19 protein-coding genes and 1 riboswitch are annotated in these 24573 nt (G+C 57.9%); of the genes, 8 read left to right on the plus strand and 11 right to left on the minus strand.

Annotated features, from left to right (window positions below):
- Positions 1-16 precede the first annotated feature (16 nt).
- From B0E51_RS15805 to B0E51_RS15840, 8 genes are all read left to right on the plus strand, one after another.
- Positions 17-1387 (plus strand): FAD-linked oxidase C-terminal domain-containing protein, encoded by a 1371-nt coding sequence (locus tag B0E51_RS15805; RefSeq protein ID WP_077445868.1) that lies wholly within the window; start codon positions 17-19, stop codon positions 1385-1387.
- 64 nt (positions 1388-1451) lie between these two features.
- Positions 1452-2048 carry a uracil-DNA glycosylase family protein gene (locus tag B0E51_RS15810; RefSeq protein ID WP_174570688.1) on the plus strand — a complete coding sequence of 199 codons (597 nt, stop codon included), beginning with the start codon at positions 1452-1454 and terminating at the stop codon, positions 2046-2048.
- A 269-nt stretch (positions 2049-2317) separates the two neighbouring features.
- Complete coding sequence (locus tag B0E51_RS15815; RefSeq protein ID WP_077445839.1) at positions 2318-3595, plus strand: nucleoside permease; 1278 nt, start codon at positions 2318-2320, stop codon at positions 3593-3595.
- Between the two features lie 40 nt (positions 3596-3635).
- Entirely contained in the window at positions 3636-4622 is a 987-nt protein-coding gene (dusB, locus tag B0E51_RS15820) for a tRNA dihydrouridine synthase DusB (RefSeq protein ID WP_077445840.1), read from the plus strand.
- 122 nt (positions 4623-4744) lie between these two features.
- Positions 4745-4954: riboswitch (cobalamin riboswitch) on the plus strand.
- A 193-nt stretch (positions 4955-5147) separates the two neighbouring features.
- On the plus strand, positions 5148-7448 hold the full coding sequence (metE, locus tag B0E51_RS15825; protein ID WP_077445841.1) for a 5-methyltetrahydropteroyltriglutamate--homocysteine S-methyltransferase: 2301 nt from the start codon (positions 5148-5150) through the stop codon (positions 7446-7448).
- Between the two features lie 255 nt (positions 7449-7703).
- Positions 7704-8903 carry a methionine adenosyltransferase gene (gene metK, locus B0E51_RS15830; RefSeq protein ID WP_077445842.1) on the plus strand — a complete coding sequence of 400 codons (1200 nt, stop codon included), beginning with the start codon at positions 7704-7706 and terminating at the stop codon, positions 8901-8903.
- 595 nt (positions 8904-9498) lie between these two features.
- Positions 9499-10608, plus strand: coding sequence for an undecaprenyl/decaprenyl-phosphate alpha-N-acetylglucosaminyl 1-phosphate transferase (locus B0E51_RS15835; protein ID WP_254424550.1), 1110 nt, complete (start codon positions 9499-9501; stop codon positions 10606-10608).
- A 355-nt stretch (positions 10609-10963) separates the two neighbouring features.
- A complete protein-coding gene (locus B0E51_RS15840; RefSeq protein ID WP_168172657.1) occupies positions 10964-11641 on the plus strand; it encodes a YdcF family protein in 678 nt (225 codons plus the stop codon).
- Positions 11642-11673: 32 nt separating this feature from the next.
- Here the strand turns inward: B0E51_RS15840 and B0E51_RS15845 are convergent, their stop codons facing one another.
- The 11 genes from B0E51_RS15845 to B0E51_RS15895 all read right to left on the minus strand — a co-directional run bounded on the left by B0E51_RS15845 (position 11674) and on the right by B0E51_RS15895 (position 24568).
- On the minus strand, positions 11674-13113 hold the full coding sequence (locus tag B0E51_RS15845) for a glycoside hydrolase family 55 protein (RefSeq protein WP_254424551.1): 1440 nt from the start codon (positions 13111-13113) through the stop codon (positions 11674-11676).
- Positions 13114-13176: 63 nt separating this feature from the next.
- Positions 13177-13779, minus strand: coding sequence for a GNAT family N-acetyltransferase (locus B0E51_RS15850; protein ID WP_077553983.1), 603 nt, complete (start codon positions 13777-13779; stop codon positions 13177-13179).
- A gap of 16 nt (positions 13780-13795) precedes the next feature.
- Positions 13796-14467, minus strand: coding sequence for a sugar transferase (locus tag B0E51_RS15855; RefSeq protein WP_077445846.1), 672 nt, complete (start codon positions 14465-14467; stop codon positions 13796-13798).
- Positions 14468-14469: 2 nt separating this feature from the next.
- Positions 14470-15657: a UDP-N-acetylglucosamine 4,6-dehydratase gene (locus B0E51_RS15860; protein ID WP_077445847.1), complete on the minus strand. Its 1188-nt coding sequence runs from the start codon at positions 15655-15657 to the stop codon at positions 14470-14472.
- Positions 15654-16841, minus strand: a complete 1188-nt coding sequence (locus tag B0E51_RS15865; RefSeq protein WP_077445848.1) for a LegC family aminotransferase — start codon at positions 16839-16841, stop codon at positions 15654-15656. Before B0E51_RS15865 ends, B0E51_RS15860 begins: the two co-directional genes overlap by 4 nt.
- A gap of 23 nt (positions 16842-16864) precedes the next feature.
- Complete coding sequence (locus tag B0E51_RS15870; RefSeq protein ID WP_077445849.1) at positions 16865-17995, minus strand: glycosyltransferase family 4 protein; 1131 nt, start codon at positions 17993-17995, stop codon at positions 16865-16867.
- A gap of 64 nt (positions 17996-18059) precedes the next feature.
- A complete protein-coding gene (locus tag B0E51_RS15875; RefSeq protein WP_077445850.1) occupies positions 18060-19178 on the minus strand; it encodes a glycosyltransferase family 4 protein in 1119 nt (372 codons plus the stop codon).
- Positions 19175-20503 (minus strand): hypothetical protein, encoded by a 1329-nt coding sequence (locus B0E51_RS15880; protein ID WP_077445851.1) that lies wholly within the window; start codon positions 20501-20503, stop codon positions 19175-19177. The genes B0E51_RS15875 and B0E51_RS15880 overlap by 4 nt, the downstream gene beginning before the upstream one ends.
- A gap of 72 nt (positions 20504-20575) precedes the next feature.
- On the minus strand, positions 20576-21853 hold the full coding sequence (locus B0E51_RS15885) for a glycosyl transferase (protein ID WP_254424552.1): 1278 nt from the start codon (positions 21851-21853) through the stop codon (positions 20576-20578).
- 67 nt (positions 21854-21920) lie between these two features.
- Entirely contained in the window at positions 21921-22982 is a 1062-nt protein-coding gene (gene wecB / locus B0E51_RS15890) for a UDP-N-acetylglucosamine 2-epimerase (non-hydrolyzing) (RefSeq protein WP_077445872.1), read from the minus strand.
- A gap of 131 nt (positions 22983-23113) precedes the next feature.
- Positions 23114-24568: an oligosaccharide flippase family protein gene (locus B0E51_RS15895; RefSeq protein WP_077445852.1), complete on the minus strand. Its 1455-nt coding sequence runs from the start codon at positions 24566-24568 to the stop codon at positions 23114-23116.
- Positions 24569-24573 lie beyond the last annotated feature (5 nt).

Consider the following 24573-nt stretch of genomic DNA (forward strand, 5'->3'; position numbering starts at 1 on the left):
GGATTACGCTTCACGCATGCCGCTCTCCACCGAACTGCTCGCCCGCCTGCACGAAATTTTCCCCGCCAATGCGCTTGCCAGCGGCGAGGCCGAGCGTATCGCCTATTCGTACGACAACTCGCGCCAGCACGCACTGCCGGATGCCGTGGCGTTCCCCACCGAACACGCCCAGGTCGAAGCGCTGGTGCAGGCATGTCGCGCACACAGGATGCCCGTGATCGCACGCGGCCGCGGCAGCAACACCACCGGTGCCACCGTACCGGTGGACGGCGGCGTGGTGGTGAGCTTCGAGCGGATGAACCGGATCCTGCGCATCGACCCGGACAACCGCCTCGCAGTGGTCGAGCCGGGCGTGTTGAACGGTGATCTGCAACAGGCGCTGCTGCCGCACGGTTTCTTCTGGCCACCCGATCCATCCTCCGCACCCTGGTGCAGCATCGGTGGCAACCTCGCCTGCAATTCGGCCGGCCCGCGCACGGTGAAGTACGGCAGCCCGCGCGAGAACACACTGGGGTTGCGGGCCGTCTCCGGCATCGGCACAGGATTTCGCTGCGGCACCTATACCAGCAAGGGCGCAACCGGCTACGACCTGACCCGATTGCTGATCGGCTCGGAAGGCACGCTGGCATTGATCACCGAAGCCACGCTCAAACTCACCCCGAAACCGTCCGCCGTGCGTACCTTGCGTGCCACCTACCGCAACGTCGGTGCGGCCGCCCGTGCGGTGGCGCGGATCATGGCGCAGCCGGTGACGCCTTGCGCGCTGGAATTCATCGACGACGTGGCGCTGAAGCTGGCGCACGCGCACGGCGGCGACAGCGTGCCGCTGGCTGGCGCGATGCTGATGATCGAGGTCGATGGCGAGCCGGACAGCCTGCCATCCTCGGTTGAAGCCGTCTCGCGCGCTGCCCGTGGCGACGGGCTGGAAGAGCTGCGCCTGGCGGAAACCGCCGAGGAAACCCGCGCGCTATGGTCGGCCCGCAAGGCACTCTCACCAGCGCAGCGCACGATCTCGCCGAACAAGATCAACGAGGACGTGGTCGTGCCGGTCAGCCACCTGCCCGAACTGGTCGACGGCATCAAGCAGCTTTCGGCTAAACACGATGTACTGATCGTCACCTTCGGCCATGCCGGCAACGGCAACCTGCACGTCAACCTCCTGCCTCGCGACGAGGCCGAGCGCACGCGTGCGCATGCCTGCCTCGCCGAGGTGTTCACGCTGGTGATCCGGCTGGAAGGCACGCTATCGGGCGAGCATGGCATCGGCATGATCAAGCGCGAATTCATGCCGCTGGCGCTATCGCCGAATACACTCGAGCTGATGCGCAACATCAAGAGCGCGTTCGATCCAGACGGCATCCTCAATCCGGGCAAGCTGCTGCCTTGAATGGCAAGAGACAACGCTTTTGTTCTTGTCATTCCGGCACAGGCCGCAATGACGGCGATATTCCATGACTGACACTGTGGACAAGCTACTGAGCGAAATCCGCGCCTGCCGGATCTGCGATGTGCACCTGCCGCTGGGTCCACGGCCCGTGCTGCAGGCTTCGTCGACCGCACGATTACTGATTGTCAGTCAGGCACCGGGACGCAAGGTGCACGACACCGGTATCCCGTTCAACGACGTTAGTGGCGATCGGTTGCGTACATGGCTGAGCATCGATCGCGACACGTTCTACGATGCCAGTCGCATCGCGATCGTGCCGATGGGCTTCTGCTTCCCCGGTACCAGCCGTAGTGGCGATCTGCCACCACGGCCGGAATGCGCACCGACCTGGCATCCGCGACTGTTGCCGTTGCTGAAACAGGTCCGGTTGACGCTGGTGATTGGCCAGTATGCGCAGGGCGGTATCCTCGGTGTGCCGCGCGGCACGCGCCTCACCGACACGGTGCAGGCCTGGCGTGAACATCTCGCGCACGGGCACTTGCCGCTGCCGCATCCCAGCCCGCGCAACCGGCTGTGGCTGGTGCGCAATCCGTGGTTCGAGACCGAGTTGCTGCCGCTGCTGCGCGAGCGCGTGGCTGCCGTCCTGCATGCGGCAGCCTGAAAGCTCGCCAGTAGGAGCACATCCTGTGCGCGATGCTCTTCGCTCGATCGACACCAGGGCGTCGCACACAGGATGCGCTCCTGCAAATTCGGAAGGCTCGTGAGCGGGACAGCCGACGATTTTCGCAAGCCACTGCTTTTCGCCGGCTCGCGCGGTCGCTGCAGCGCGCCTTGCCGCTTCCCCGCAGCTTCCTCTAACCTGCCTCGGCTGGTGGCCACGGGGCATTTCCCTCGGCTGCGTCAGGGGACACACATGCCGGATACCTGCCCGTGAATTTGAAGCTCCGCCTTGTCGTCATGAATTTTCTCCAGTACTACATCTGGGGTGCCTGGCTGCTGACCATCGGCACGTGGTGGTTCCAGACCTTGCACTGGTCGGGCACCAGTTTCGGCGCGATCTTCTCGACGATGGGCATCGCCTCGTTGTTCATGCCTTCGCTGGCGGGCATCGTGGCGGACAAGTGGGTCAACGCCGAACGTCTGTACGGCCTGTTCCACATCCTTGGCGCGGCGGTGCTGCTCGCGATTCCGCATGCGGGCAATCCGCAGCAGATGTTCTGGGTAGTGCTGCTGTACATGTGTTTCTACATGCCCACCATCTCGCTCGCCATCGCGGTGGCGTACAACGCGCTGAAGCAGGAGGGGCTGGACGTGGTGAGCACCTATCCGCCGATTCGCGTGTGGGGCACCGTCGGTTTCATCGCCGCCACGTGGACGACCAGCCTGCTGGGCCTCAAGGCATCTGCCGCGCAGTTCCACGTGGCCGCGGGCGCTTCACTGCTGCTGGGCCTGTACGCCTTCACACTGCCCAAGTGCCCGCCCAAGCTCGATGCCTCGCACAGCCGCAGCGTGATGGATCGGCTCGGCCTCACCTCGTTCGTGCTGTTCAAGAACCGCAACATGGCGGTGTTCTTCATCTTCGCGATGCTGCTGGGCGCGGCGCTGCAACTCACCAACGCCTACGGCGACGCCTTCCTCAGCGACTTCGTCAAGGTGCCGGCCTACGCCAACCTGCTGACGGTGAAATACTCCACCATCATCATCTCCATCTCGCAGTTCTCCGAAACCGCGTTCATCCTCACCATCCCGTTCTTCCTCAAGCGCTTCGGCATCAAGGCAGTGATGACGATGAGCATGTTGGCCTGGGTGCTGCGCTTCGGCCTGTTCGGCTTTGGCAACCCGGCCGACGGCCTGTGGATGATCGTGCTCTCCTGCATCATCTACGGCATGGCGTTCGACTTCTTCAACATCTCCGGCTCGCTGTTCGTGGAGAGCCAGGCCGACCCGAAGATCCGCGCCAGCGCGCAGGGCCTTTTCATGCTGATGACCAATGGCGTGGGCGCCGTGCTGGGCAGCTTGATCGCGGGCTGGATGATCGACCGCTTCTTCACCAGCCACACCTGCGACGACACCGTCGCCATCTGCAAGGACTGGCACGGCATCTGGCTGGCCTTTGCCGGCTATTCGCTGGTCATGGCGCTCCTGTTCGTACCGCTGTTCAGGCACAAGCATCAGGCGCAGCCGCTCCAAGTCCTGCCGACCCACTGACGCCCGGGCTCGCGGCGGCCCGGCCGGCTACAATGTGCGGATGCGCATTGGTCCTTACCTCATCGACCCACCCGTGGTGCTCGCCCCGATGGCGGGCGTCACCGACAAGCCGTTCCGCCTGCTATGCAAGCGGCTGGGCGCAGGTCTGGCCGTGTCGGAAATGACCAATGCCGATCCGCGTCTGTGGCATACACGCAAGTCGTTGCAGCGGATGGATCACGTCGGCGAACCCGAACCGGTCAGCGTGCAGATCGCCGGCTACGACCCGGCGATGCTGGCCGAGGCGGCGCGCTTCAATGTCGCCAACGGCGCGCAGATCATCGACATCAACATGGGCTGCCCCGCGAAGAAGGTCTGTAACGTATGGTCGGGATCGGCCCTGCTGCAGGACGAACCGCTGGTGGCGCGCATCGTCAAGGCCGTGGTCGATGCCGTCGAGATACCGGTAACGCTGAAGATCCGCACCGGTTGGGACCGGCAGAACAAGAACGCACTGAACATCGCGCACCTTGCCGAGGACAACGGCATCGCCGCGCTGGCCGTGCATGGCCGCACCCGCGCCGACAAATACGAAGGCGAAGCCGAGTACGACACCATCACGGCGGTGAAGGCAGCCGTGCGCATCCCGGTGCTCGCGAACGGTGATGTCAGTACGCCGCAGCAGGCGCGGCATGTACTCGACATCACCGGCGCCGATGCGCTGATGATTGGTCGCGGCGCACAGGGTCGGCCGTGGATCTTCCGCGAGATCGCGCACTACCTGGCCACCGGCCAACTGCTGCCCGAGCCCGAGCCGGCCGAAGTCGCCACGATCCTGCTCGGCCATCTCGAACAGCTCTACGCGTTCTACGGTGAATTGCAGGGCGTGCGCATCGCGCGCAAGCACCTGGGCTGGTACGCCAAGGATCGGCCGGAGAATGCCGCATTCCGGCAGGTGGTCAATCGCGCCGAATCGGCCGATACGCAGTTGCGCCTGACCCGCGAGTATTTCGCTGCACTCGCTGCCGGCGAACGCTTGGCAGCCTGAACCACGATCCCCGTGTCTGGCCCCGGTCGATTCGACGAAAACGATTGGTCGATTGGCGGCAAGCCAGCCTGTCGTTCCTGCATCACCCGATGCATGGTTTGACTTCGGACGTCCATACGGCTAATTTTTGCGACGCTGATGGTAACTATCTCTTCATGCGAATAAAGAGATAACTCAAGGGAAGCCGGTGTGAATCCGGCGCTGCCCCGCAGCGGTATGTGGAAACGACCTCCGTTACATGCACTGGACGCGATGCGTCCGGGAAGCGACGGACAGTAGGTTGAGCCGTACGTCCACGAGCCCGAATACCTGCCTCAGCCGGAAGCGTGCATGCGCGCTTCTGTCCGACCTGGCGTTTCCGCGGGGGAACACCGGAGCCCGTGCGCCCTCCGTCATATGCGGATGATGCGCTGGCTTCTCTCATCCCGCGGCAGTGCCGGCTCGCCCGCGGGGGCGAAGGTCAAAGGCACAGCGATCATGCTGGTCATCCTTCGTTCCTCTTTGCCCATTGCAAGAGGAAATCCAATGTCACTCGTTACCTATTCAGGCTTTCCGCGCATCGGCCTCAAGCGTGAACTCAAGCGCTCGCTTGAATCACACTGGCGCGGTGAAATCAGTGCAGAGGCGCTGTCCGACACCGCCAGCATGTTGCGTCATCGGCATTGGCAGCTGGCCGCGGACGCCGGTGCCGATGTCGTGCCGTGCAACGACTTCAGCCTGTATGACCATGTACTCGACACAGCCGTGCTGTTTGACGCCATTCCCTCGCGCTATCGGCCGGTGTTCGCCGAAACCCCCCTGGACGGCTATTTCGCGATGGCCCGCGGCCACAAGCGCGACGGCCATGACCTGCATGCGCTGGAAATGACCAAGTGGTTCGACACCAACTACCACTACCTGGTGCCCGAACTGGAGGCTGGTCAACGTTTTGCGCTCAGCGGCGACAAGCCACTCGCTGAATTCCGCGAAGCGCAGGCACAAGGTCATCGGGCACGCCCCATACTGCTCGGCCCGGTTTCGTTCCTGCTGCTCTCCAAGGCTGTCGACGGCAGCGACCGCCTGGCGTTGCTGGACAATCTGCTGCCCGTCTACGTCGAGCTGCTCGAACAACTGGCGGACGCCGGTGCCGACTGGGTGCAACTTGACGAGCCCTGTCTTGCGCTCGATCAGGATGACGATGACCACGCCGCTTATCGGCGTGCCTACGCTGCACTGGCCAGGGCGCGCACACCACGACTGCTGCTGGCGAGTTACTTCGGCGCCTTGGGCGACAACCTGAAGCTGGCGACTGCGCTGCCGGTGGATGGGCTGCACATCGATCTGGTGCGTGCGCCGGAACAGCTCGACAGTGTGCTGGACGCGCTGCCGCCCAGCCATATCCTCAGTGTCGGCGTGGTCGATGGGCGCAACATCTGGCGCAGCCAGCCCGAGCGCGTGCTGCCGCTGTTGCACAAGGCTCGGGCGCGCATCGGCAGTGAACGCCTGTGGCTCGCACCATCCTGCTCGTTGCTGCACGTGCCGATCGATCTCGCGGCGGAAACCACACTCGATCCAGCGCGCCTTGCCCCCATGGCCTTCGCCCGGCAGAAAATCGAGGAGCTGCGCGTGTATGCCGATGCGCTCGCCGGCCTGCCGGAAGCCGACGCCGCACTGGCGGCGCAGCAGGCCCTGTTGACCGCACAGGCGCATGCACCTGGCGTCATCGATACCGGGGTTCGCAGCCGCCTGCGCGCACTCAACCCGCAGGCGACCTTGCGTCGCTCCGGCTATCCCATACGCCAGCTGACACAGTCCGAGACCTTGGCATTGCCGCCGCTGCCGACCACCACGATCGGCTCCTTCCCGCAAACCGACGAGTTGCGCAAGGCGCGTGCCGCCCATCGTGCCGGCAGGCTGGACGATGCCGCCTACAACGCCCTGCTGGAAGCCGAAGTCGAACGTGTAGTGCGTTTCCAGGAACACATCGGTCTGGACGTCCTGGTGCACGGCGAACCCGAACGCAACGACATGGTCGAATACTTCGGCGAACAACTGGATGGCTATCTGTTCACCAAGCTTGGTTGGGTGCAGAGCTACGGTTCGCGCTGCGTGAAGCCACCGGTGATCTATGGCGATATCGCCCGTCGCGCACCGATGACCGTGCATTGGTCGAGCTACGCGCAATCGCTGACCGAAAAGCCGATGAAGGGCATGCTGACCGGCCCGGTGACGATGTTGCAATGGTCGTTCGTGCGCGACGATCTGCCGCGCGAGACTGTCTGCCGGCAGATCGCGCTGGCCTTGCGCGACGAAGTGCATGACCTGGAAGCCGCCGGTATCCATGTGATCCAGATCGACGAGCCGGCGCTGCGCGAAGGCCTGCCACTGCGCCGCAGCGAGTGGCCTGCGTATCTGGCATGGGCCGTGGAATGCTTCCGCATCACCGCCGGCGGCGTGCGCGACGCGACGCAGATCCACACGCATATGTGCTACTCGGAGTTCAACGACATCATCGATGCGGTGGCCGCGATGGATGCCGATGTGATCTCGATCGAGACCAGCCGCTCGCGGATGGAACTGCTCGACGCGTTCGTGCGCTTTCGCTACCCCAACGGCATCGGCCCGGGCGTGTACGACATCCACTCACCGCGCGTGCCCGAACCGGCGGAAATGCTCGACCTGCTGCACAAGGCGCTCGACGTGCTGCAACCGGACCAGCTCTGGATCAATCCCGATTGCGGGCTGAAGACCCGAGGCTGGCCCGAGGTGGAGCTGGCACTGCGCCACATGGTTGGTACCGCGCAGCAGTTGCGAAGCGAACTCAAACTGCTGGTATGCGACTTTTAACCCTCCTCCTGCTCATAGGCTCCTCCCCCTGCTCGCAGGGGGAGGCTGGGAGGGGGTTACCCGGCCTTGCGACAGAGATCAAAAGCACCCTTCCCCGGCCCTCCCCTGCGCACAGGGGAGGGAGCACCAAGGGCGACTGAACATGCGCCTAACCCCGCAGCCACCAAAATCAGCCCGGGCTGCAAAACCGGGAGCGTCGATGTATCATGTCGGGCTTCTTTATCTCTCTATCCGCACGAAAGGATATATACCGCGATGTCCAACTACCTGTTCACCTCCGAATCGGTCTCCGAAGGCCATCCGGACAAAGTCGCCGACCAGATCTCCGACGCCGTGCTCGACGCGATCCTCGCGCAGGACCCGCGCGCCCGCGTCGCTTGCGAAACCATGGTCAAGACCGGCGTGGCGATCGTCGCCGGCGAGGTCACCACGAGTGCCTGGATCGATCTGGAGGCGCTGACCCGCAAGGTCATCGTCGACATCGGCTACAACTCCAGCGAAGTCGGTTTCGACGGCGAGACCTGCGGCGTGCTGAACCTGATCGGCAAGCAGTCGCCGGACATCAACCAGGGCGTGGACCGCAAGAACCCGGAAGACCAGGGTGCCGGCGACCAGGGCCTTATGTTCGGCTATGCGACGAACGAGACGAAGGACATGATGCCGGCGGCGATCTACTACTCGCACCGCCTGGTCGAGCAGCAGGCCAAGGTCCGCAAGAAGAAGAACTCGCCGCTGCCATGGCTGCGCCCGGATGCCAAGAGCCAAGTCACCCTGCGCTACGAGAATGGCGTGGCGACCGCGATCGACGCCGTGGTGCTGTCGACCCAGCACGATCCGAGCGTGAAGCAGAAGGACCTGATCGAGGCCGTGCGCGAGCACATCCTCAAGCCCGTGCTGCCGGCCAAGCTGCTGCACAAGGGCACCAAGTTCCACATCAATCCGACCGGCAAGTTCGTCATCGGTGGCCCGGTGGGCGACTGCGGCCTGACCGGCCGCAAGATCATCGTCGACACCTACGGCGGCTGGGCCCGTCACGGTGGCGGTGCGTTCTCGGGCAAGGATCCGTCCAAGGTCGACCGCTCGGCCGCCTACGCCGCGCGTTACGTGGCCAAGAACATCGTGGCCGCCGGCATTGCCGACCGCTGCGAAGTGCAGGTGAGCTACGCGATCGGTGTGGCGCATCCGACCTCGATCTCGGTGACCACCTTCGGTACCGGCAAGATCAGCGACGAGAAGATCGAGAAGCTGATCCGCAAGCATTTCGACCTGCGCCCTTATGGCATCCTCAAGATGCTCGACCTGGTCCATCCGATGTACCAGCAGACCGCCAGCTACGGTCACTTCGGCCGTACCCCGTACGAGATGAAGGATGCCAGCGGCAACACCTTCACCGCGTTCTCGTGGGAAAAGACCGATCGCGCCGAAGCGCTGCGCAAGGATGCCGGGCTGAAGTAAGCCGGTAACATTGCTGTGATGTGCTGACAAGAACGGGCCGACTCAAACGGCCCGTTTTTTTATTCAGAGCCAACGCCATTCGCAAGAAATAGCGACATGGCTCATGCACTAAAAGCAGAGAGCATGTCCCTCGATCGGAGCGAATTGAAAGATCGATCCAGGCACGTGCGTAACGAATGATCATCTCGACATCACATACTCAATACGCAGCGAGATGCATAAGCAAAGACCGCAAGAACACATGCGAGCTCAATTCGACTATCAACCTTGACACTCCATTCACCTACACAGCCACTGGCTGAACGCTTGCAAGGTACTGCAGATATCGTCTGCTCCTGCATGATAAAATCGGGCTTCGCATCTACTGATATCGCTAAACACGAACCATCACTGAGGGGCACGATCGGCATGCTGCTGCGACACGCATGCTGTTCATGGCAGTGATTCCGGAACAAACGGCGAAATTCGACCACCAGCACATCTCGTTGCCCTGATCTATTGCGACACGCGCCAAAAACCGTCTCCGGAATTCCGGAAGCATTCTTTTTGACATGATTCAATTAGGACACTAAGACCTCCTATGCAGGACACACGGATGCTCCTTGCTTGCCTGGTCGCCGCATGCACCTCAGCATTGGCGATAGCGGTTCTGCGCCGATTCGCCATCCCACTGGGCCTGGTCGATCATCCGAACGAGCGCAAACATCACGTAGGCAGCGTCCCATTGGTTGGCGGCTTGGCCATTTTCATGGGTGTGCTCGCTGGTGCGCTCTGCTATGGCCGGTTCCATACGTTTCTGAACTCTCTGCTGAGCACTGCTGCCGTACTTGCCTTGCTTGGTGCATTGGATGATCGATTCGACCTGAGCGTACGGGTTCGCTTGCTGGTTCAGACCATTGCGATCCTGGCCGTCATCGCCAGCACGGGCGTGTATGTCCACACCTTGGGGCACATCTACGGTTACGAGCTGGAGCTCGGCTGGTTGGGCATACCGTTGACCGTGGTCGCCGTGATCGGTCTGTTGAACGCCTTCAACATGATGGATGGCATCGATGGCCTCGCTGGCAGTCTGGCGCTGGTAAGCATCGCTGCGATCGTCATGTTTGCGGGACCACTTCCATTGCACAGCGGCATGGCACTCATGACGCTATTGGCCGCTGCAGTAATTCCATATCTAGCTGCGAATCTAGGCTTTATGGGCCGCAAAATTTTTATGGGTGATGCTGGCAGCATGTTCGTTGGCTATCTATTGGCTTGGGCCTTGATCCACATGAGCCAAGAGCCAGGAACACGTCTGTCGCCAGTCAATGTCCTGTGGTGCGTGGCTTTGCCTGTACTTGATACCTTTGCTGTGATGTACCGCCGGTTACGCCAAGGGAAGTCGCCATTTAAGCCGGATCGCGGGCACATTCACCACATCCTGCTTCGCGCTGGCCTAAGTTCACGTGCAACGCTAATTGCTCTCGTTGCGCTAGCCGCTTCCATTGCTTTCGTGGGTAGCGTAGCTCGCTCACTCGGTGCCGGAGCTGGCTCCAATCTGGCGATATTTTGCATCTTTGGCGGCGTCTACATAATGACTGTTACACGAATCTGGGTTCGTCAGAATGCACAACCAATCAGCGCCTCGACTCGGATTAATGCAGCCAATGACGACCGCATTACGAACAAAGTTGCAATGATTAAAGCAGCGCGTCCTGCCGATTAATAGCTTTCGAACCTATGGCAAGGCCATCAGATAGGGGCTGATCAAGCTCCATCTCGTCAGTAGTCATTAGCTAAATAACAGCCCCACTGGATGTGCGGCATGCATGATTATGCCTACAAATGCATCGAAATTGCCCATATTAGCGCCATCAAGAGCTGCATACCGCTCCCATGCCAAGAGGAAATTAGCACTGACTAAGCGCGGATATTTCTATGTATACAGAAACTATAGTGTGAACTATCTTCGAGCCACCAAGTTTCAGCGCTCCGGTTAATCACACGATATGTACTTCCCGCCCTTCTTTTACGGGTACAGCCACCCGATTACGCATGCAGTGGTTATATGCCTTATCGGGTTGATCTTCGTACTGACGCGTCACCGTCGCATCGGCTTGGGTATCGTAACTCTTGGAGCTCTATGGGTCACCTTCTGCGCCATGCCAGTATTTGTCGATCACTTGCAGCGCGGCCTCGAAGACCAATACGCCATCAAGCCGGCCTCAACCTACCCTAACGAGGGTGCTATCGTCGTACTCGGTGGTGATATACCGCCACATGAAAACAGCGATTGGAACGACGATACGAACATTACGGCAGCCACTCGTGCCGGCTTCGGCTATCTGCTCTTCAGGGCCCAGCGCGCGCCACTCGTTCTGCTTTCAGCAGGTGATGGCGGCGCACAGGACATGGCTCGCATGCTTGAGCAGCAAGGTGTCCCATCCACGGCGCTATTGATCGAGGATCGCAGTAAAACCACCTATGAAAACGCGCTTTACTCGGCAGCCATACTCAGACACCAAGGCATACAGCGCATTCTGCTGGTGACCTCGGCTCTACACATGCCGCGAGCAGTCGCCAGCTTCCGTAAACAGGGAATGGACGTAGTACCCGCGCCAGCGTTTAGCTCTCAGCTAAATAGTCCCTTTCGAGATAACCATCGATGGCGACCACAGCGTGCGGAGCTGTGGCGTTGCTCGCATATTTTGCATGAATACCTTGGCCTGTGGATCTACAAGCTTCGTGGCCTCGCCTAAACTTCCGCACTCGACATAAGCGTCATCGCATTTCAGGGAGTGACTCGTCCACGGAACTGGACCGTTTCACCGCTAGCGACCGGACGTACGCCGCTACCCAGCTGGTTATTGTACTCAAAGCAAGATTCGTCGAGAACAACGCTGCTGGCACCTCCATTCACACTCTTGCTCACGGCCAGAAAAACCGTATTTATAGGCCGACCAGCAACCAGGCGCGCACTATGTTGCACCACATTTCCCGAAATGATTACCGACTCAATATGTCCTGCAGTATTGGCCATATCCTCTGTCGGGAAGCTGATGCAGGTACCCACAATGTCGGTGAAACTGTTTCCGGCGCACACCAGCCCATTTACACCGATTACGCCGATCACACCGAGTTGTGGGTGAATGCCGCTGAACATGTTGCCAGTGATGACCGCATTGAGAGCGCTGCTGCTGCGAGCGGAGGTGGACGTGCCTAGGCGGATCGCATCACCACCTTTCCCGGCTCCGGGCGGTAACCGTTCGAAGATGCACGCCATGATTCGCGTGCCATTGAGACCATTCACCGCTACATCTGTGCGGACAGAATTCAGGAAGTGGCAGTGACTGATCGTAAGATTGTCTTCGACATCACCGACATTCTTCGGTTTTGCCGAGGATGCGATACCCCAGTAACAGTTGTCGAACTGGCAACCAATCACCTCCCAGTCGTGCATGTTTTGCCCGACTTGATAGGCATTGTGGAATGTGATGCCCGCTGTGTTGGTGGAGTCGATGTTGCGGAACTTGCAGTCTCTGACGCTGACGTCGCGATAGATACTCCAGTTGTGATCAGGCTCGAAGTCGATGCCACCGACTGATGCCGACAGCTTGGAGTTGCCAATATTTTGAAATATGCAGCTGTCGACGATCAGGCCGTCACAGTCGATAACCGACAAACCGTTGCGATTGTTCTTGACTGCACCGTCGAACAAGCAATCGCGCACCAGGATGCGCTGGTTGAATCGTTTGGTCGTGTTCAGTGTCCCGGAACCAACGTACATGCCATCACCACGGAAGCCATAGAACGTGACCTGCTCTACCTTCATGTCTGACGTGGCGTTAACAGCCAGTAGAAAAAAGAATGGCGAATAGCCCAATTCCGCCACACGCCCATTGAGTTTGAGCCCATGGATATGGATATTGCGCAGATTGTCTGCAGTGTTTTCGGTACCCCCATCACGTACATGGGTAGCCAGCAGAAATTGGCATGCGGTCGTCGCGTCATACACCCTCAGTTCGCTGGATGGACCCGCACCATAGAATTCGATGCCGGATTTCAGGTTCAGCTGCTTGGTGAGATATACCCCAGGCGGTACATACACACGATCCCCCGTGTCGATTGCCTTCTGGATGCCGGCGGTGCAGTCGTAATTACTGGTACCAGCATGGATGGCGGCATGCTCAGCCACCGGCAAAAAATCGAGCACGCTCACTTGCTTCGTCACGATGCTTACTCCGGTTCTGATGCTGACCGATACACTGCCTGCAATCGCCGGCGTATTGGTGGTTCATTCTGCCGCATCGATAGTCATTGACAACCGCTGGCTATAAATCGTCGATGCTTCGTTCTGATGGACCTCGATCTCCGCAATCGGCAGTGCACCCATGCGCCGATAGAACCTGTGTGCCGGCGCCAATGCCGTGCCCACTATGATCTTGAACTCATCGATACCTTGGCGGCTGAAAATTTCTGTCAGCTTTCGATAGAGTGTTTCGGCGTGCTGCTGGCCCCGATAGGCCGGATCCACCGCGATGCTCAACAGCTCGGCACGTGGCAGGTGCACCGACCGATCATTTCTGTGGCTATAACGCAGTATCTCAAGCATTCGTCTAACCCGGCGCAGCGAGAACAGCGAGGGCAGTAACGCGAGCATCACCCGTGGAGCATGACGCAACATCCGGCGATAGATCGGCCTCATGCCGCTGCCACCGGCAACAAAACCGATCACACGATCATCACGCTCAATAACCAGCAACACGCTTTCCTCGCCCTCGTCGATCGCCTGATACATCAGCGACACGAAGCGCACACCAAGCAGCGACAAGAAACCCTGATCAATGTTCGCGACATGCAGGGCCGCGACTTGACGATACAGTTCACGCTTGCTCATGGCATGCGTGTTCACATCACGTACCAAGCACTTCAGCCAACCCAGCGGGTGGGCGAGGCAAGTTATCGAAGGCTTGCCAGACAATCGACGACCTCGGGGAGATCACGACCCAGGCGGTTATTACGATCAGCATGAAGTAGCTGCGCAGCCCCTGATTGGCCACATACCACTCTTCAAGCACCCCCTTATACGGGGCAATCACTTCATCGTAATAGCGCTCTTGCTCGACATGACCATGCATCAGATTTTCCTCGTCGCGAAACACGATCGACCCGATGCCGGACAGGCCCGGCCGCACCTTGATGACCTGCTCCTGTACCGCCTCGGAAAATGCATCGAAGCAGCGCTGGGTCTGCGGGCGCGGCCCGATGATGCTCATGTCGCCCTTGAGGATATTGATCAGCTGCGGCAGCTCGTTGAGTTTCGTCTTGCGCAGGAACCTGCCTATGGGCAGTACACGTGGATCGTCCTTCACGGTGACCGTACCGGTGGCGAGGTTCGGGCTGTTCTTCAGCATGGTTGCCAACTTGAGCAGCCCGAACAGTTTGCCACTACGACCAACCCGTTGCTGCACGTAAAAGATCTCGCCTTCACCGCTAAGGCGCAGGATGATCAATACTGGGATCAACAGCGGCGAGAGCACCAGCAACGCAAGCAGGGATAAAGCTATGTCGAAGAAACGTTGCATGCTCACATCCTGCTGTCGAGGTACTTGCCGGTTTCCTTGTGCGCGAAATCCGGAATCATGTGATTGAAGAGATCGACAATCTCACGCTTGTCCCAGCTTGCGCCTGAACGGATCGAGCTGATCGTGATGAGAAAGTGCTCCAGCCGTGCCTCGTCGTATACCGGTTCGTTCTTGATCACACCGATACTTTCAAAGCGTGCCATGTCCAGAGTTTCGGCATGGGTGAAGAATTCCTCGAAGTCCTTTTCGCCGGTAGTGTCGCTGGCGAAAAAATAGCAAGGCCACTTGCGTTGCGCGATGAGTTCGCCGGTACGCAAACGTGCCTCGTCCTCGCTGGCACATTCATAAGCCTCATAACCGAGGTTTTGCAGATAGCGTACCGCGATGTCGGAGAAACGGGTGAGGTGCAGATGCTCGCTGAGCTTGGGAAAGAAAATGTCGCGGTTGTCACCGAGCAGGCACGACAGAAGGCATAGCTCACCGGATTCCTGTGGCGTGACGAAGTAGCGACGCACATCGTTCGGCGCGGAGATCGGCTGACGTTTGGCAAAGCGCTGGTTGAAGCCGTGCAGCAAGGAGCCGTCAGAAAATGCCACGTTGGCGAAGCGCGCGGTGGAGATCGGCAATTGTGCGCTCGCGCGCATCAGGAACATTTCCATGATGCGCTTGCTCGCGCCCATCATGTTGACCGGGTTTGCTGCCTTGTCGGTGGACACGCAGAAATATTTCCTGGCTCCGTGTTCGTGCGCCTGCTTTATCGTGCGGATCGTGTTGAGCACGTTTACCTCGATCAACCGCATCAGGGTGAACGGGTCCTTCTCGCTGCGCACATGCTTGAGTGCAGAGAGGTTGAGCACATAGTCGTAACCACCCTCGCTGCGCATCAACGCATCGAACTCCCGGCCACCACAGTCGATCGCGAAAGTGCGGAAATCGCCGTCGATATAGCCAAGCGTGCTGCGAATGTCGCGTACCAGCTCGACCATGTTGTTCTCGCTGATATCCACCACGTGCAGCGCCCGCGGTTTTCGCTTGAAGATTTCGCGCGTTACCGCCTGTCCGATTGAGCCAGCGCCACCGATCACCAGGAAGCGCCCTGCAGCCACCTTTTCTGACAGCAACTTTTCCTCTCGCTGCACGTCCAGATCGAATAGCTGGCGCTCACGACCGATCATCTCAAGCAGATTCATGGATTCACCACCTTCAAAGCATGATCGGGGACACTGGATGGAATATTGACGACGCGATCCTCCAGCCAGCGCGAATTTTCCAGACCATCATGCTCGCAGTCACTGAACATGGGCAGCCGCGTCATCAGCCGCCAGATCGGCCGGACCATCACACCGCGGCTGTTGCTGTATTCGAGAAACGCCTCACGCTCGGCCAGCGAATCTAGCACGAGTGCATTGAGCCAGTAGTTGGAAATAGCACCAACAGGCGAGTGCACAAAGTGCATGCCCTGTCCTGCGAAGAATGCCGCGTAACGAGCGGCAACGGCCGCTTTGATTTCGAGAAATTCCGGCAACCGCTCCATCTGCGCGCAGCCGAGCGCAGCATTCAAGTTCGGCAGACGATAGTTGTAGCCAGTCTCGTCGTGCACGAACTCATACGGATGCGGCACCTTCGCGGTAGTGGTGATGTGCTTTGCGCGCTTTGCCAGTTCGCTATCGTCCGTGAGGATCATGCCGCCAGCACCGGTAGTGATCACCTTGTTGCCATTGAAGCTCAGCGTTGCCAGCTTGCCGAAAGTGCCGGTATGACGGCCATCGCGGTAGCTTCCAAGCGACTCGGCAGCGTCTTCGATCACAGGGATGCCGTATTCGTCGCATAGCGCAACGATCTCCTGGATCCGGCACGGATGGCCAAACGTATGCATCGGCACGCAGGCGGCGATCCGACGACCAGTCGCCATGTTGAATGCATTGCCATCGCGACGAACGACCTTCGTGGCCAGAAACGCTCCTAGAGCATCCGGACTCAGGCCCATCGTCTCTCGATCCACATCGACGAACACGGGATGCGCACCGCAGTACGCAATCGCGTTGCAGGTCGCGATGAAGGTCAATGCCTGGGTAATGACCTCACTATCGCGATCCACCCCGGTCAGTTGCATTGCCACATGCAATGCCGCGGTGCCATTGACAGTGGCAATGGCATGCTTTGCGCCGGTGAATGTGGCAAGTTGCTGCTCGAATTCCACCACCTTCTTGCCGACTGAGGATACGAAGTTCGATTCGATGCAATCTAAAAGGTACCGCTTCTCGTTACCTTCGAACACTGGCCGATGCAGCGGAATCGGCCCATCGCCATAAATGCTCCGCACGACGCCAAGCACCGCGTCAAAACGGGCGTCTGTTTCCTGTATTGCCTGCATATTTTTTCCTCGCAACTGGCTGCTCAAGCGATACCCATCTGCACGAGCATTGATTGATTGACCTTGTGCACGTCATATTTGTATTCGGCAATTTCACGCGAGCGCCGACCCATGCGCTCTATCAACGCAGGTTCGTCGATGAGGCGGCGCATCGTTGCCACCAGCGCATCTACCGATTTCACCGGCACCAGAAAACCGTTGTCGCCATCGGTCACTGTCTCGCGACAACCTGGAGCATCCGTGGTAATCACCGCGCGGCCCATCGCCATCGCTTCCAGAACGGTGCGCGGTGTGCCCTCGCGGTACGAGGGCAGTACATACACACTGCATGCAGCAATGGCTGGCCGTACGTCACTCAGGCGCCCAGCGAACTCGAGCGTGCCTTCAGCTATCCATTGGGCAAGTTCCTGCTGCGTAATCGCGTCCGGGTTCTCATCGATCCATCCGACCAGTGTAAAACGCACCTGCGGATGCATTGCGTGGATGCGTCGCGCAGCCTCGACGTATTCGCGCACACCCTTGTCGCCGAGCAGGCGTCCGATGAGCAGAAAGCTCGGCGATGTAGGCAGCGGCGTCACGTTGTACGCTGCCACGTCGACGCCGGAGCCATTGACCACGAACGATGGCGTTGTCGATGGCAAGATACCGAGTTTTCGAAATAGAGCTTCGTCGTCCGGATTCTGAAACAACACCTTGTGCACACCTCCCAATGCCAGCCTGTACAGGCGCTGCGCCAGGGAACGCAACAGACCACGCCGGCTCCTGTCGCTTGAGTCATTGCCAGTGAATGCATAACCCAGCCCGGTGATCAGCGCGTAACGTCGCGGCACGCGAGCCAACCGTGCCGCAAGCGAGCCATAGATTACCGGCTTGATCGTGTAGGCCAGAGCGATGTCGGGGCCTATCGTGCGCATCAACCTCTTCAGATGGAATAGCGTACGCAAGTCTGCCAATGGATTCATGCCGGTGCGCTGCAATGGGATGTCGTGCACCATGACGCCTCGTGCCTGCAACTGCGTACGCATCATCGAACCTTGCGCCAGATCCGGGGCTGCCACATGCACGACGAGGCCGCGCGCCTGCAGTGCATCGATCAGTGGTCCGCGAAAATGCAGGACCGAGTCGGCGAAGCTGGCGATTAAAAGAAAGGTCATTCAAGCGAGCTCTGGAAACCATTGCGTTATGCGCCCATCTCCCATGGCGCCTGGTCCAATTCTGTCATGCCATAGCGGCACCATCGCGTCGCGATACTCCACCGATACCCACACTGCGCAGCACTTCTGCCAGTCGTGGAGCCTGTACCTCAAGGCAATATTCGTGCTCGACCCGCTCACGTCCGGAGCGACCCATGCGCCGGCGCAAGGAGACATCCAGTACCAGTCGAGCCAGGCTCTCTTGCCAGGCAATAGTGTCCGCAGCCAGAAAACCGCTGGTGCCGTGCTGCACGATGTCCGTATTGACTCCCACTGGCGATGCCACGACAGGTAATCCGCAGGCCATGTATTGGATCAGCTTGTAGCCGCACTTGCCTCGCTCCCACGGACCATCAATCAGCGGCATGACACCGATATCCATGCGGGCGATGCTGGCCGCCTCACTTGCTTCACTCCAGGGCACAATCTCGATGGGTATTCCCGCCAGCTGCTCGCCCATCTGCGCACTGGCACCGACCAGCAGCAATCGCGCATCATGCTTTGCGCATACCTGCCGCAGTGCATCGCGGATATCAAGCAGGTACTTCTGCGTGCTCGGTGAACCAATCCAGCCGATCACAGGCTGCGCCCGCTCCCCATGTGTCACTACCGCATAACGTCGGTGATCTACCACCGTGGGGATGATCTCGACCCGTTTCGCGCCCGCTTGGGTAGCGCGTGCAGCGAGATAACCGTTACCGGCGATCACGCAGGCTGCGTGCTGCATGACTTTGTCGATCTTGCGACCGAGTGCGTACCTGACCAGCGGATTTCGTGCCATATCGTAGTTGTGGAATAGCGCATCGTCGTAGTCAGCCACGTATGGCGTAGCCGTTCGACGAAGCATTGATTCGAACCAATATGGCAATTTCGGGAAAAGCTCACCCTCAAGCCACACCACATCGTACTCATCCTTGCGGGAAAGTTGCACGATGCGCTGCCAATAGCTCCTCCAGACCTGTTTGCCAAGCGCAAGCAGGTTGCCGCCGTAGCGAGCTTTCAGATAGGCATCCGAAAAACGCTCGCGCACTTGCACTTCGATACCTTGCTGCTCAAGTACCGGCACGTACTGCAGGCTGCGCAGGCGTGAACTCGCGCCCATACGCGAATACTTCGAGTACAGGGTTACCTTGAGCTGCTTCATTTCGGAGCCGACATCCGTGCGGCCGAATGTTCCACAAAGAAACCCACCACAGGGAGTACGTACATCCACTGAAATGCGAAAGCTTCGATATATGGATTCGTGCTGGACGCAATGAATGCGCAGATGAAGCCACAGAACATAAACTTCATGCCTGGCGTGAGACGACGCTGTAGCGCGATCTTCAGCACCTTGGCGATATACACGAAAAACAACGCGGCATATACGAGGGCACCAAGGATGCCAACTCGTAGCACAGTCGCCAACCATACCAGTTCGTAGCGCCACGGATAATCCGAGCTACGAATGAAAGACACGCCGATGCCGTGTCCGACGCCCATCCCACCGCTATTCAGGATACCTTCGTAAAGAGCATGCGCCTGCCCTACACGTTCGTCGCCACCACCAGACGCAACCTTATTCGCGACGCCACCAAGAATAAGCGACAGATTGATCTTGGTGAACTGACTGAGCGCCAGCATGACCAGGATGACTGCAAAAGCCACCGGCAAGCCGTATTTCATGACCTGTGTAATCACCGATCGACGCCCCTGACTGCCGATTGTGCGCGGCGTGAGTACCATGCCCAACAGCAATCCAAGCGGCACTGACAAGATGAGCGCCGCACGCCCCGACGTGATCGCACATACAAGCAACGATGCCAGCAGAACCAGCCGCAGCAACCTGTTGCGGATCAGTTCTGGCGAACTGAAAAATCCACCGCATAGGAAGATCAACGATCCATAGACATGCATTACTGCACCGGCATAGCCGTCTTTCGTATTTACATTCGCCGATTCTGTAAAGAACGAAACCGCATCTGCTCCACGGGTGTTATACAGATAGAAGTACATCGCCACGCTGCAACAACACAAGATGGCCAGCCAGACAAGCCATTCGACCAGCCGATCCTCACCCAGCTGATTGAATAGCCGCGCAGCAATGACGATCCACAGAAATGGCGAGACAAGGTAAATCGCCGGAATCTGTACCGCGGCCATCAACGGCGCTGCGCTCAAGAAGCCCACGGCCATGAAGAGAACCGTCACCGTCGCCGAACACGTATAGAAAATGAAGACCGTCTTTAGCCCGCGCACCATCCTGAAGCCGGGCAGGCACAGTAGAAAGCAGATTGCCAGCATGACGGCAGTGGGTATCTGCAGCGAATTCGGAATGACCACCGACAGGAACAGCAATAGCATGGCGGCGCCAACGAACATGCTGCCTTGAGTCAACACGCGTTGCCACGGGCTACTCGACCGCGGCACGTGCCCTTGCCGTGACATGACACGTCCGGCGGGCGCCGGCAAACCCACGTCAGTGGTCATATCGCTCCCCCGCATCGTCTCGCCCGACGGAAATCGTCGAGCGTTGTGTCCGACATACAAGCTCGCGACGCATCAAGCCACCATGCCAGTCAGCCATCGGTCGAACTGTTTGACCTGCTCGACCTTGCTGTAAACACCAATTTTCCGCCGCACGATTGTATGTCGCGACGCTGTGAACACATTGTTGAGCAGTTCTTGTGCCTTCGCATCTTCGGTTTTCAGCACGGTCTCGCCGGCGCCTGTCTCGGAAAGAATATGGGATGCCTCATTCACGACGCCGGAGAAGCAGATTACTTCTGAACCAGCTGCGAGATACTCGAACAATTTACCTGTCGCGCAACCTGTGCCATCACCGGTGATCAGCAGCAATATTTCGCAATGCTTCATCAGTCGCAACGCAACCGGACGCGCCACCGAGTCGACCGTGCTATACGTGCATTCCAGTCGACTGATAATATCGTGTTCTGGCGCTGTCAATTCTCCGACAAAAAGTGCGTGAGCGTACTGCCGTGCACCCGCACTTGCGTTCATCGAACGCACGAAGCACTCCAGACTTCCAATACGGGTCTGGTCACTCGCGCTAATGCGGCCGAAATGGCCGATCAAATGCTTATCTGGCGGAACTTTTTGCGCCACGAGATTAGTGGCGGCAACACTGTTTGCATCTTCTTGCACGATAAAATCAGCTGGATCGTAGCCATTCGGCATCAAACCGACTTTCTTGCCTGCGTAGCGTCGCTCGAAATCATCCACCAGCGCCCTGCTCACGGATGTGACCAATATGGATTCACTGACCACTCTTTCCTCGACGAGGGCCTTCATCAATGACCTGAACCTACCCTGTTTGCCGAGTGCTTCGAACGTCAGCCCATCTCTGAAATCCTGCTGACAAGGGATCTGATGCCTGACGGAAAGACAACGCGCGGCAACCAGCGCATCGATCGGTGAGTAAGTACCGATGGCAATGCATGGCTCACCATTCTTCAGCCGCTCGCGACACAATGTGTCTGCCGCAACCAACGCATGTATCAACCATGCCCTATTACTACGTCCGAACAACCGGTTGACGAGGAACGGGGCAAAAGAAAAGAACGCCGATAACAAAGCCAGAAGCGAGCCCAATGCCGAAGATTCATTGCCGACGCAATGTCCTGGAAAGTTCATCACAGTGATATCAGCATCACTGTGAAATGTATGGGCACTAGCTTCCTCTTTAGGTTCGCGAGAAAAAATGAAGACCCGATATTTCTGAAAATCCAGATATTTCACCAGCCCCTTGAACCGCTGCGAAGCAATGTTGTTGGACGAGTGATGGGTCGCGAAGATGAACAAATTAATCTTTCTCACCATGGGCTCTCAACTTGTTTGTCCTGGATACGGTCACTGAAATTGCCGTATAGCATGTCTACAATGGCACTCACAGCGCTTTTACGACGAGCTCGGCGGCGCGCCCCTGACCGTAAGGCTGTACGGTTGTAGAGATATGGCCTGATAGCATTCGCTCGTAAGCCGCTTCCAGCGCCGCTGCAGAAGCACCAACGATGCAATTCGCTCCTATCTCCACTAGTTCAACCCACTCTGTTTCATCGCGAAGTGTGATGCAGGGTTTGCCGTGAAAATAAGCTTCCTTCTGTACACCGCCGGAATCAGTGAGTACCAGTCTGCAGTGTGCTTCCAGCCAGACCATTTCCAGATAGCCCACTGGCTCGATTACGCGAACGTTGGCAGGAAACTCGATCCCGGAACTAGTCATCCGCGCGCGCGTTCGCGGATGTAGTGGCAGGATTACCGCTGTGGGCAGCGCAGCAAGACCGCTAAGAATGTTCGTCAGTCTCGTGACATCGTCAGTGTTTTCGGCGCGATGAATGGTACAGAGCACGAACTCATTTTCGACGAGGTTATCTAGCACCGGCACAGTAGGTCTTCGGGCTTTTTTAAGATAATAAAGCGCGGCGTCGTACATCACGTCGCCGACCACCTGTACTTTCGGTCCGCTGATTCCTTCGTTATGTAGATTGCAACGCGCTCGCTCACTGGGCACCAGCAATAGACTGGCGACATGATCAGTCAGGAGTCGGTTGATTTCTTCAGGCATGCGTCGATTATAAGAGCGTAGTCCGGCTTCAACATGCGCAACAGGGACATGCAGCTTGCACGCCGCAAGCGCACCTGCAAGCGTGCTATCAGTATCACCGTAAACCAACATCCAGTCAGGTTGTTCAGTCAGCAATAGCGCTTCGATCTTCTCAATCATGCGCCCAGTATTCTGACCATGCGTGCCACCGCCAATCCCTAGATGATGTTTTGGTCGCGGAATGTCCAGTTCATCAAAAAACACATCCGACATGTTGGCGTCATAATGTTGTCCCGTGTGCACTATCAATTCCTGAACATCAGAGCGTTGATTGGCAAATGCACGCGATACAACGGCAGCCTTAATAAATTGAGGCCTTGCACCGACTATGGTGATAATTTTCACGTTGCTACCCAATAAATTTTGCAAGCACGGTTAAAATCACTAAATACCATCGATAGGCTTATTTCATAATCGACCTCAAGTAAGTGAAAGGAGAGAGCGTAAACAACGTATTTTCGACCCGTCTCACCATACTATCGATATTCATTTGCACGACTAAAAATCTTTCGTCGCACTTCAAGAAAAATGTGCGCACATGCATGCATAGCCAACCGCATAGATGATCGAAACCAGACAAAAACTATCGATCCAATACCCACCCAGATACTCGTGAATAATAATCTATTATTCTCGCCGAACAGGACAAAACAGATCGCAGCGCTTGTGACCAACGCCATCGTGCTGTACAGCCGAGTTCGCGGCACAGCGTGCCAGACGTGGCAAGAAAATTCTGTTTTTACGATAAGGAAAACCATAAAGGAAACAGCCGTTGAAATCACTGCTCCGCTCGCACCAAATCTCGGCACAAGTAAATAATTTCCCAGAAAATTTACGGCTGCTGAAATAAATGATGCCAGCATGGAATATATGCTTTTTCGGGCCAATGCAATGCCAATCGCCGTGCATTCGGACAGCGCATAAAGCAATGGCGGTGCCAGACTGGCTACCACCAAATATTGAACTCGGTCATAGGCATGCGGAAGTAAATAAGATATCACCCACGAGAACAATCCGGTAATTACAAAGATCGAAAGAATGGCCGCCAACAGATGCGTAGTTACATTCTCGATTTTCTGTCTGGCAGCACCCGCAGCCGCCCACCGATAGACGGTCGGTGCCCAGATCGTGGTGAAAATTCCCGAGACAATGCCCGCCGCCGCGGCGACGCTGGCCGAGACCGAAAAAATGCCGAGCTCTGTCAGAGTGGACATATCGCGCAGAAACAACCGATCCATTGCCATGAATGCCCATGAGGCAAGACCGCCAAAAATCAGTGGAAAGCCAAAGTTCAGCAAACGGCCTGCCTGCGCCCTGTCGATTGATGAGGAAAGGGCCGGAATCCACGCATGCCTTGTGTTCCAACCATATATCAGTGTCACTGCTGCAGCTGCAGCTGCATTGGCAAGCAGCAATTTGGAGAAATTGTATTTCGCACCGAATAGCGCATACGCTGCAACAATGGCCAAAAAGAGTGCCTTGGGCAGAATCTGGCTTATGGAAAATGCGAAGCCTTTTTCTTCCATGCGCAAAATAATCGAAAAAAACTTGGAAACAAAGGTTGCCACAATCGTGAATGCAGCTACTGCGCTGAACATTGGTTCGTTCAGAACAAATAGCCATCTGGAAAGCAGGGCTGGATCAAAGCTCAACAGAGCCACCATGAGCATCAGCAACGCAAGCAACCCAGGCGCCACCGCTGCTTTCAATAGAGCAGACTTGTCACTGACTTCGTGATATTCGCGTGCATAGCCTTGATCAAGACCAAATGTGAAAAGTATGACCGCAAAATTTGTTGCCACCTGAAGCATGGATATGCGACCGATATCTTCAGCGGTAAAGAACCACGCAAGCATCGGAAGAGTCACAAAACCGATCAGGGCTGAACCCAGGGGACCGAGCGCAAAGCCCGCAACTTTCATCTTGCTCATGCGGA

It is taken from the genome of Rhodanobacter sp. C05 (assembly GCF_002001165.1).
Classification (GTDB): domain Bacteria; phylum Pseudomonadota; class Gammaproteobacteria; order Xanthomonadales; family Rhodanobacteraceae; genus Rhodanobacter.

Bases quoted from the DNA above. Each gene is read 5' to 3' on its own strand.
- B0E51_RS15805 (WP_077445868.1), top strand. From the start codon at position 17: ATGCCGCTCTCCACCGAACTGCTCGCCCGCCTGCACGAAATTTTCCCC.
- B0E51_RS15810 (WP_174570688.1), top strand. From the start codon at position 1,452: ATGACTGACACTGTGGACAAGCTACTGAGCGAAATCCGCGCCTGCCGG.
- dusB (WP_077445840.1), top strand. From the start codon at position 3,636: ATGCGCATTGGTCCTTACCTCATCGACCCACCCGTGGTGCTCGCCCCG.
- metE (WP_077445841.1), top strand. From the start codon at position 5,148: ATGTCACTCGTTACCTATTCAGGCTTTCCGCGCATCGGCCTCAAGCGT.
- metK (WP_077445842.1), top strand. From the start codon at position 7,704: ATGTCCAACTACCTGTTCACCTCCGAATCGGTCTCCGAAGGCCATCCG.
- B0E51_RS15835 (WP_254424550.1), top strand. From the start codon at position 9,499: ATGCTCCTTGCTTGCCTGGTCGCCGCATGCACCTCAGCATTGGCGATA.
- B0E51_RS15850 (WP_077553983.1), bottom strand. From the start codon at position 13,779: ATGAGCAAGCGTGAACTGTATCGTCAAGTCGCGGCCCTGCATGTCGCG.
- B0E51_RS15855 (WP_077445846.1), bottom strand. From the start codon at position 14,467: ATGCAACGTTTCTTCGACATAGCTTTATCCCTGCTTGCGTTGCTGGTG.
- B0E51_RS15860 (WP_077445847.1), bottom strand. From the start codon at position 15,657: ATGAATCTGCTTGAGATGATCGGTCGTGAGCGCCAGCTATTCGATCTG.
- B0E51_RS15865 (WP_077445848.1), bottom strand. From the start codon at position 16,841: ATGCAGGCAATACAGGAAACAGACGCCCGTTTTGACGCGGTGCTTGGC.
- B0E51_RS15870 (WP_077445849.1), bottom strand. From the start codon at position 17,995: ATGACCTTTCTTTTAATCGCCAGCTTCGCCGACTCGGTCCTGCATTTT.
- B0E51_RS15875 (WP_077445850.1), bottom strand. From the start codon at position 19,178: ATGAAGCAGCTCAAGGTAACCCTGTACTCGAAGTATTCGCGTATGGGC.
- B0E51_RS15880 (WP_077445851.1), bottom strand. From the start codon at position 20,503: ATGACCACTGACGTGGGTTTGCCGGCGCCCGCCGGACGTGTCATGTCA.
- B0E51_RS15885 (WP_254424552.1), bottom strand. From the start codon at position 21,853: ATGGTGAGAAAGATTAATTTGTTCATCTTCGCGACCCATCACTCGTCC.
- B0E51_RS15895 (WP_077445852.1), bottom strand. From the start codon at position 24,568: ATGAGCAAGATGAAAGTTGCGGGCTTTGCGCTCGGTCCCCTGGGTTCA.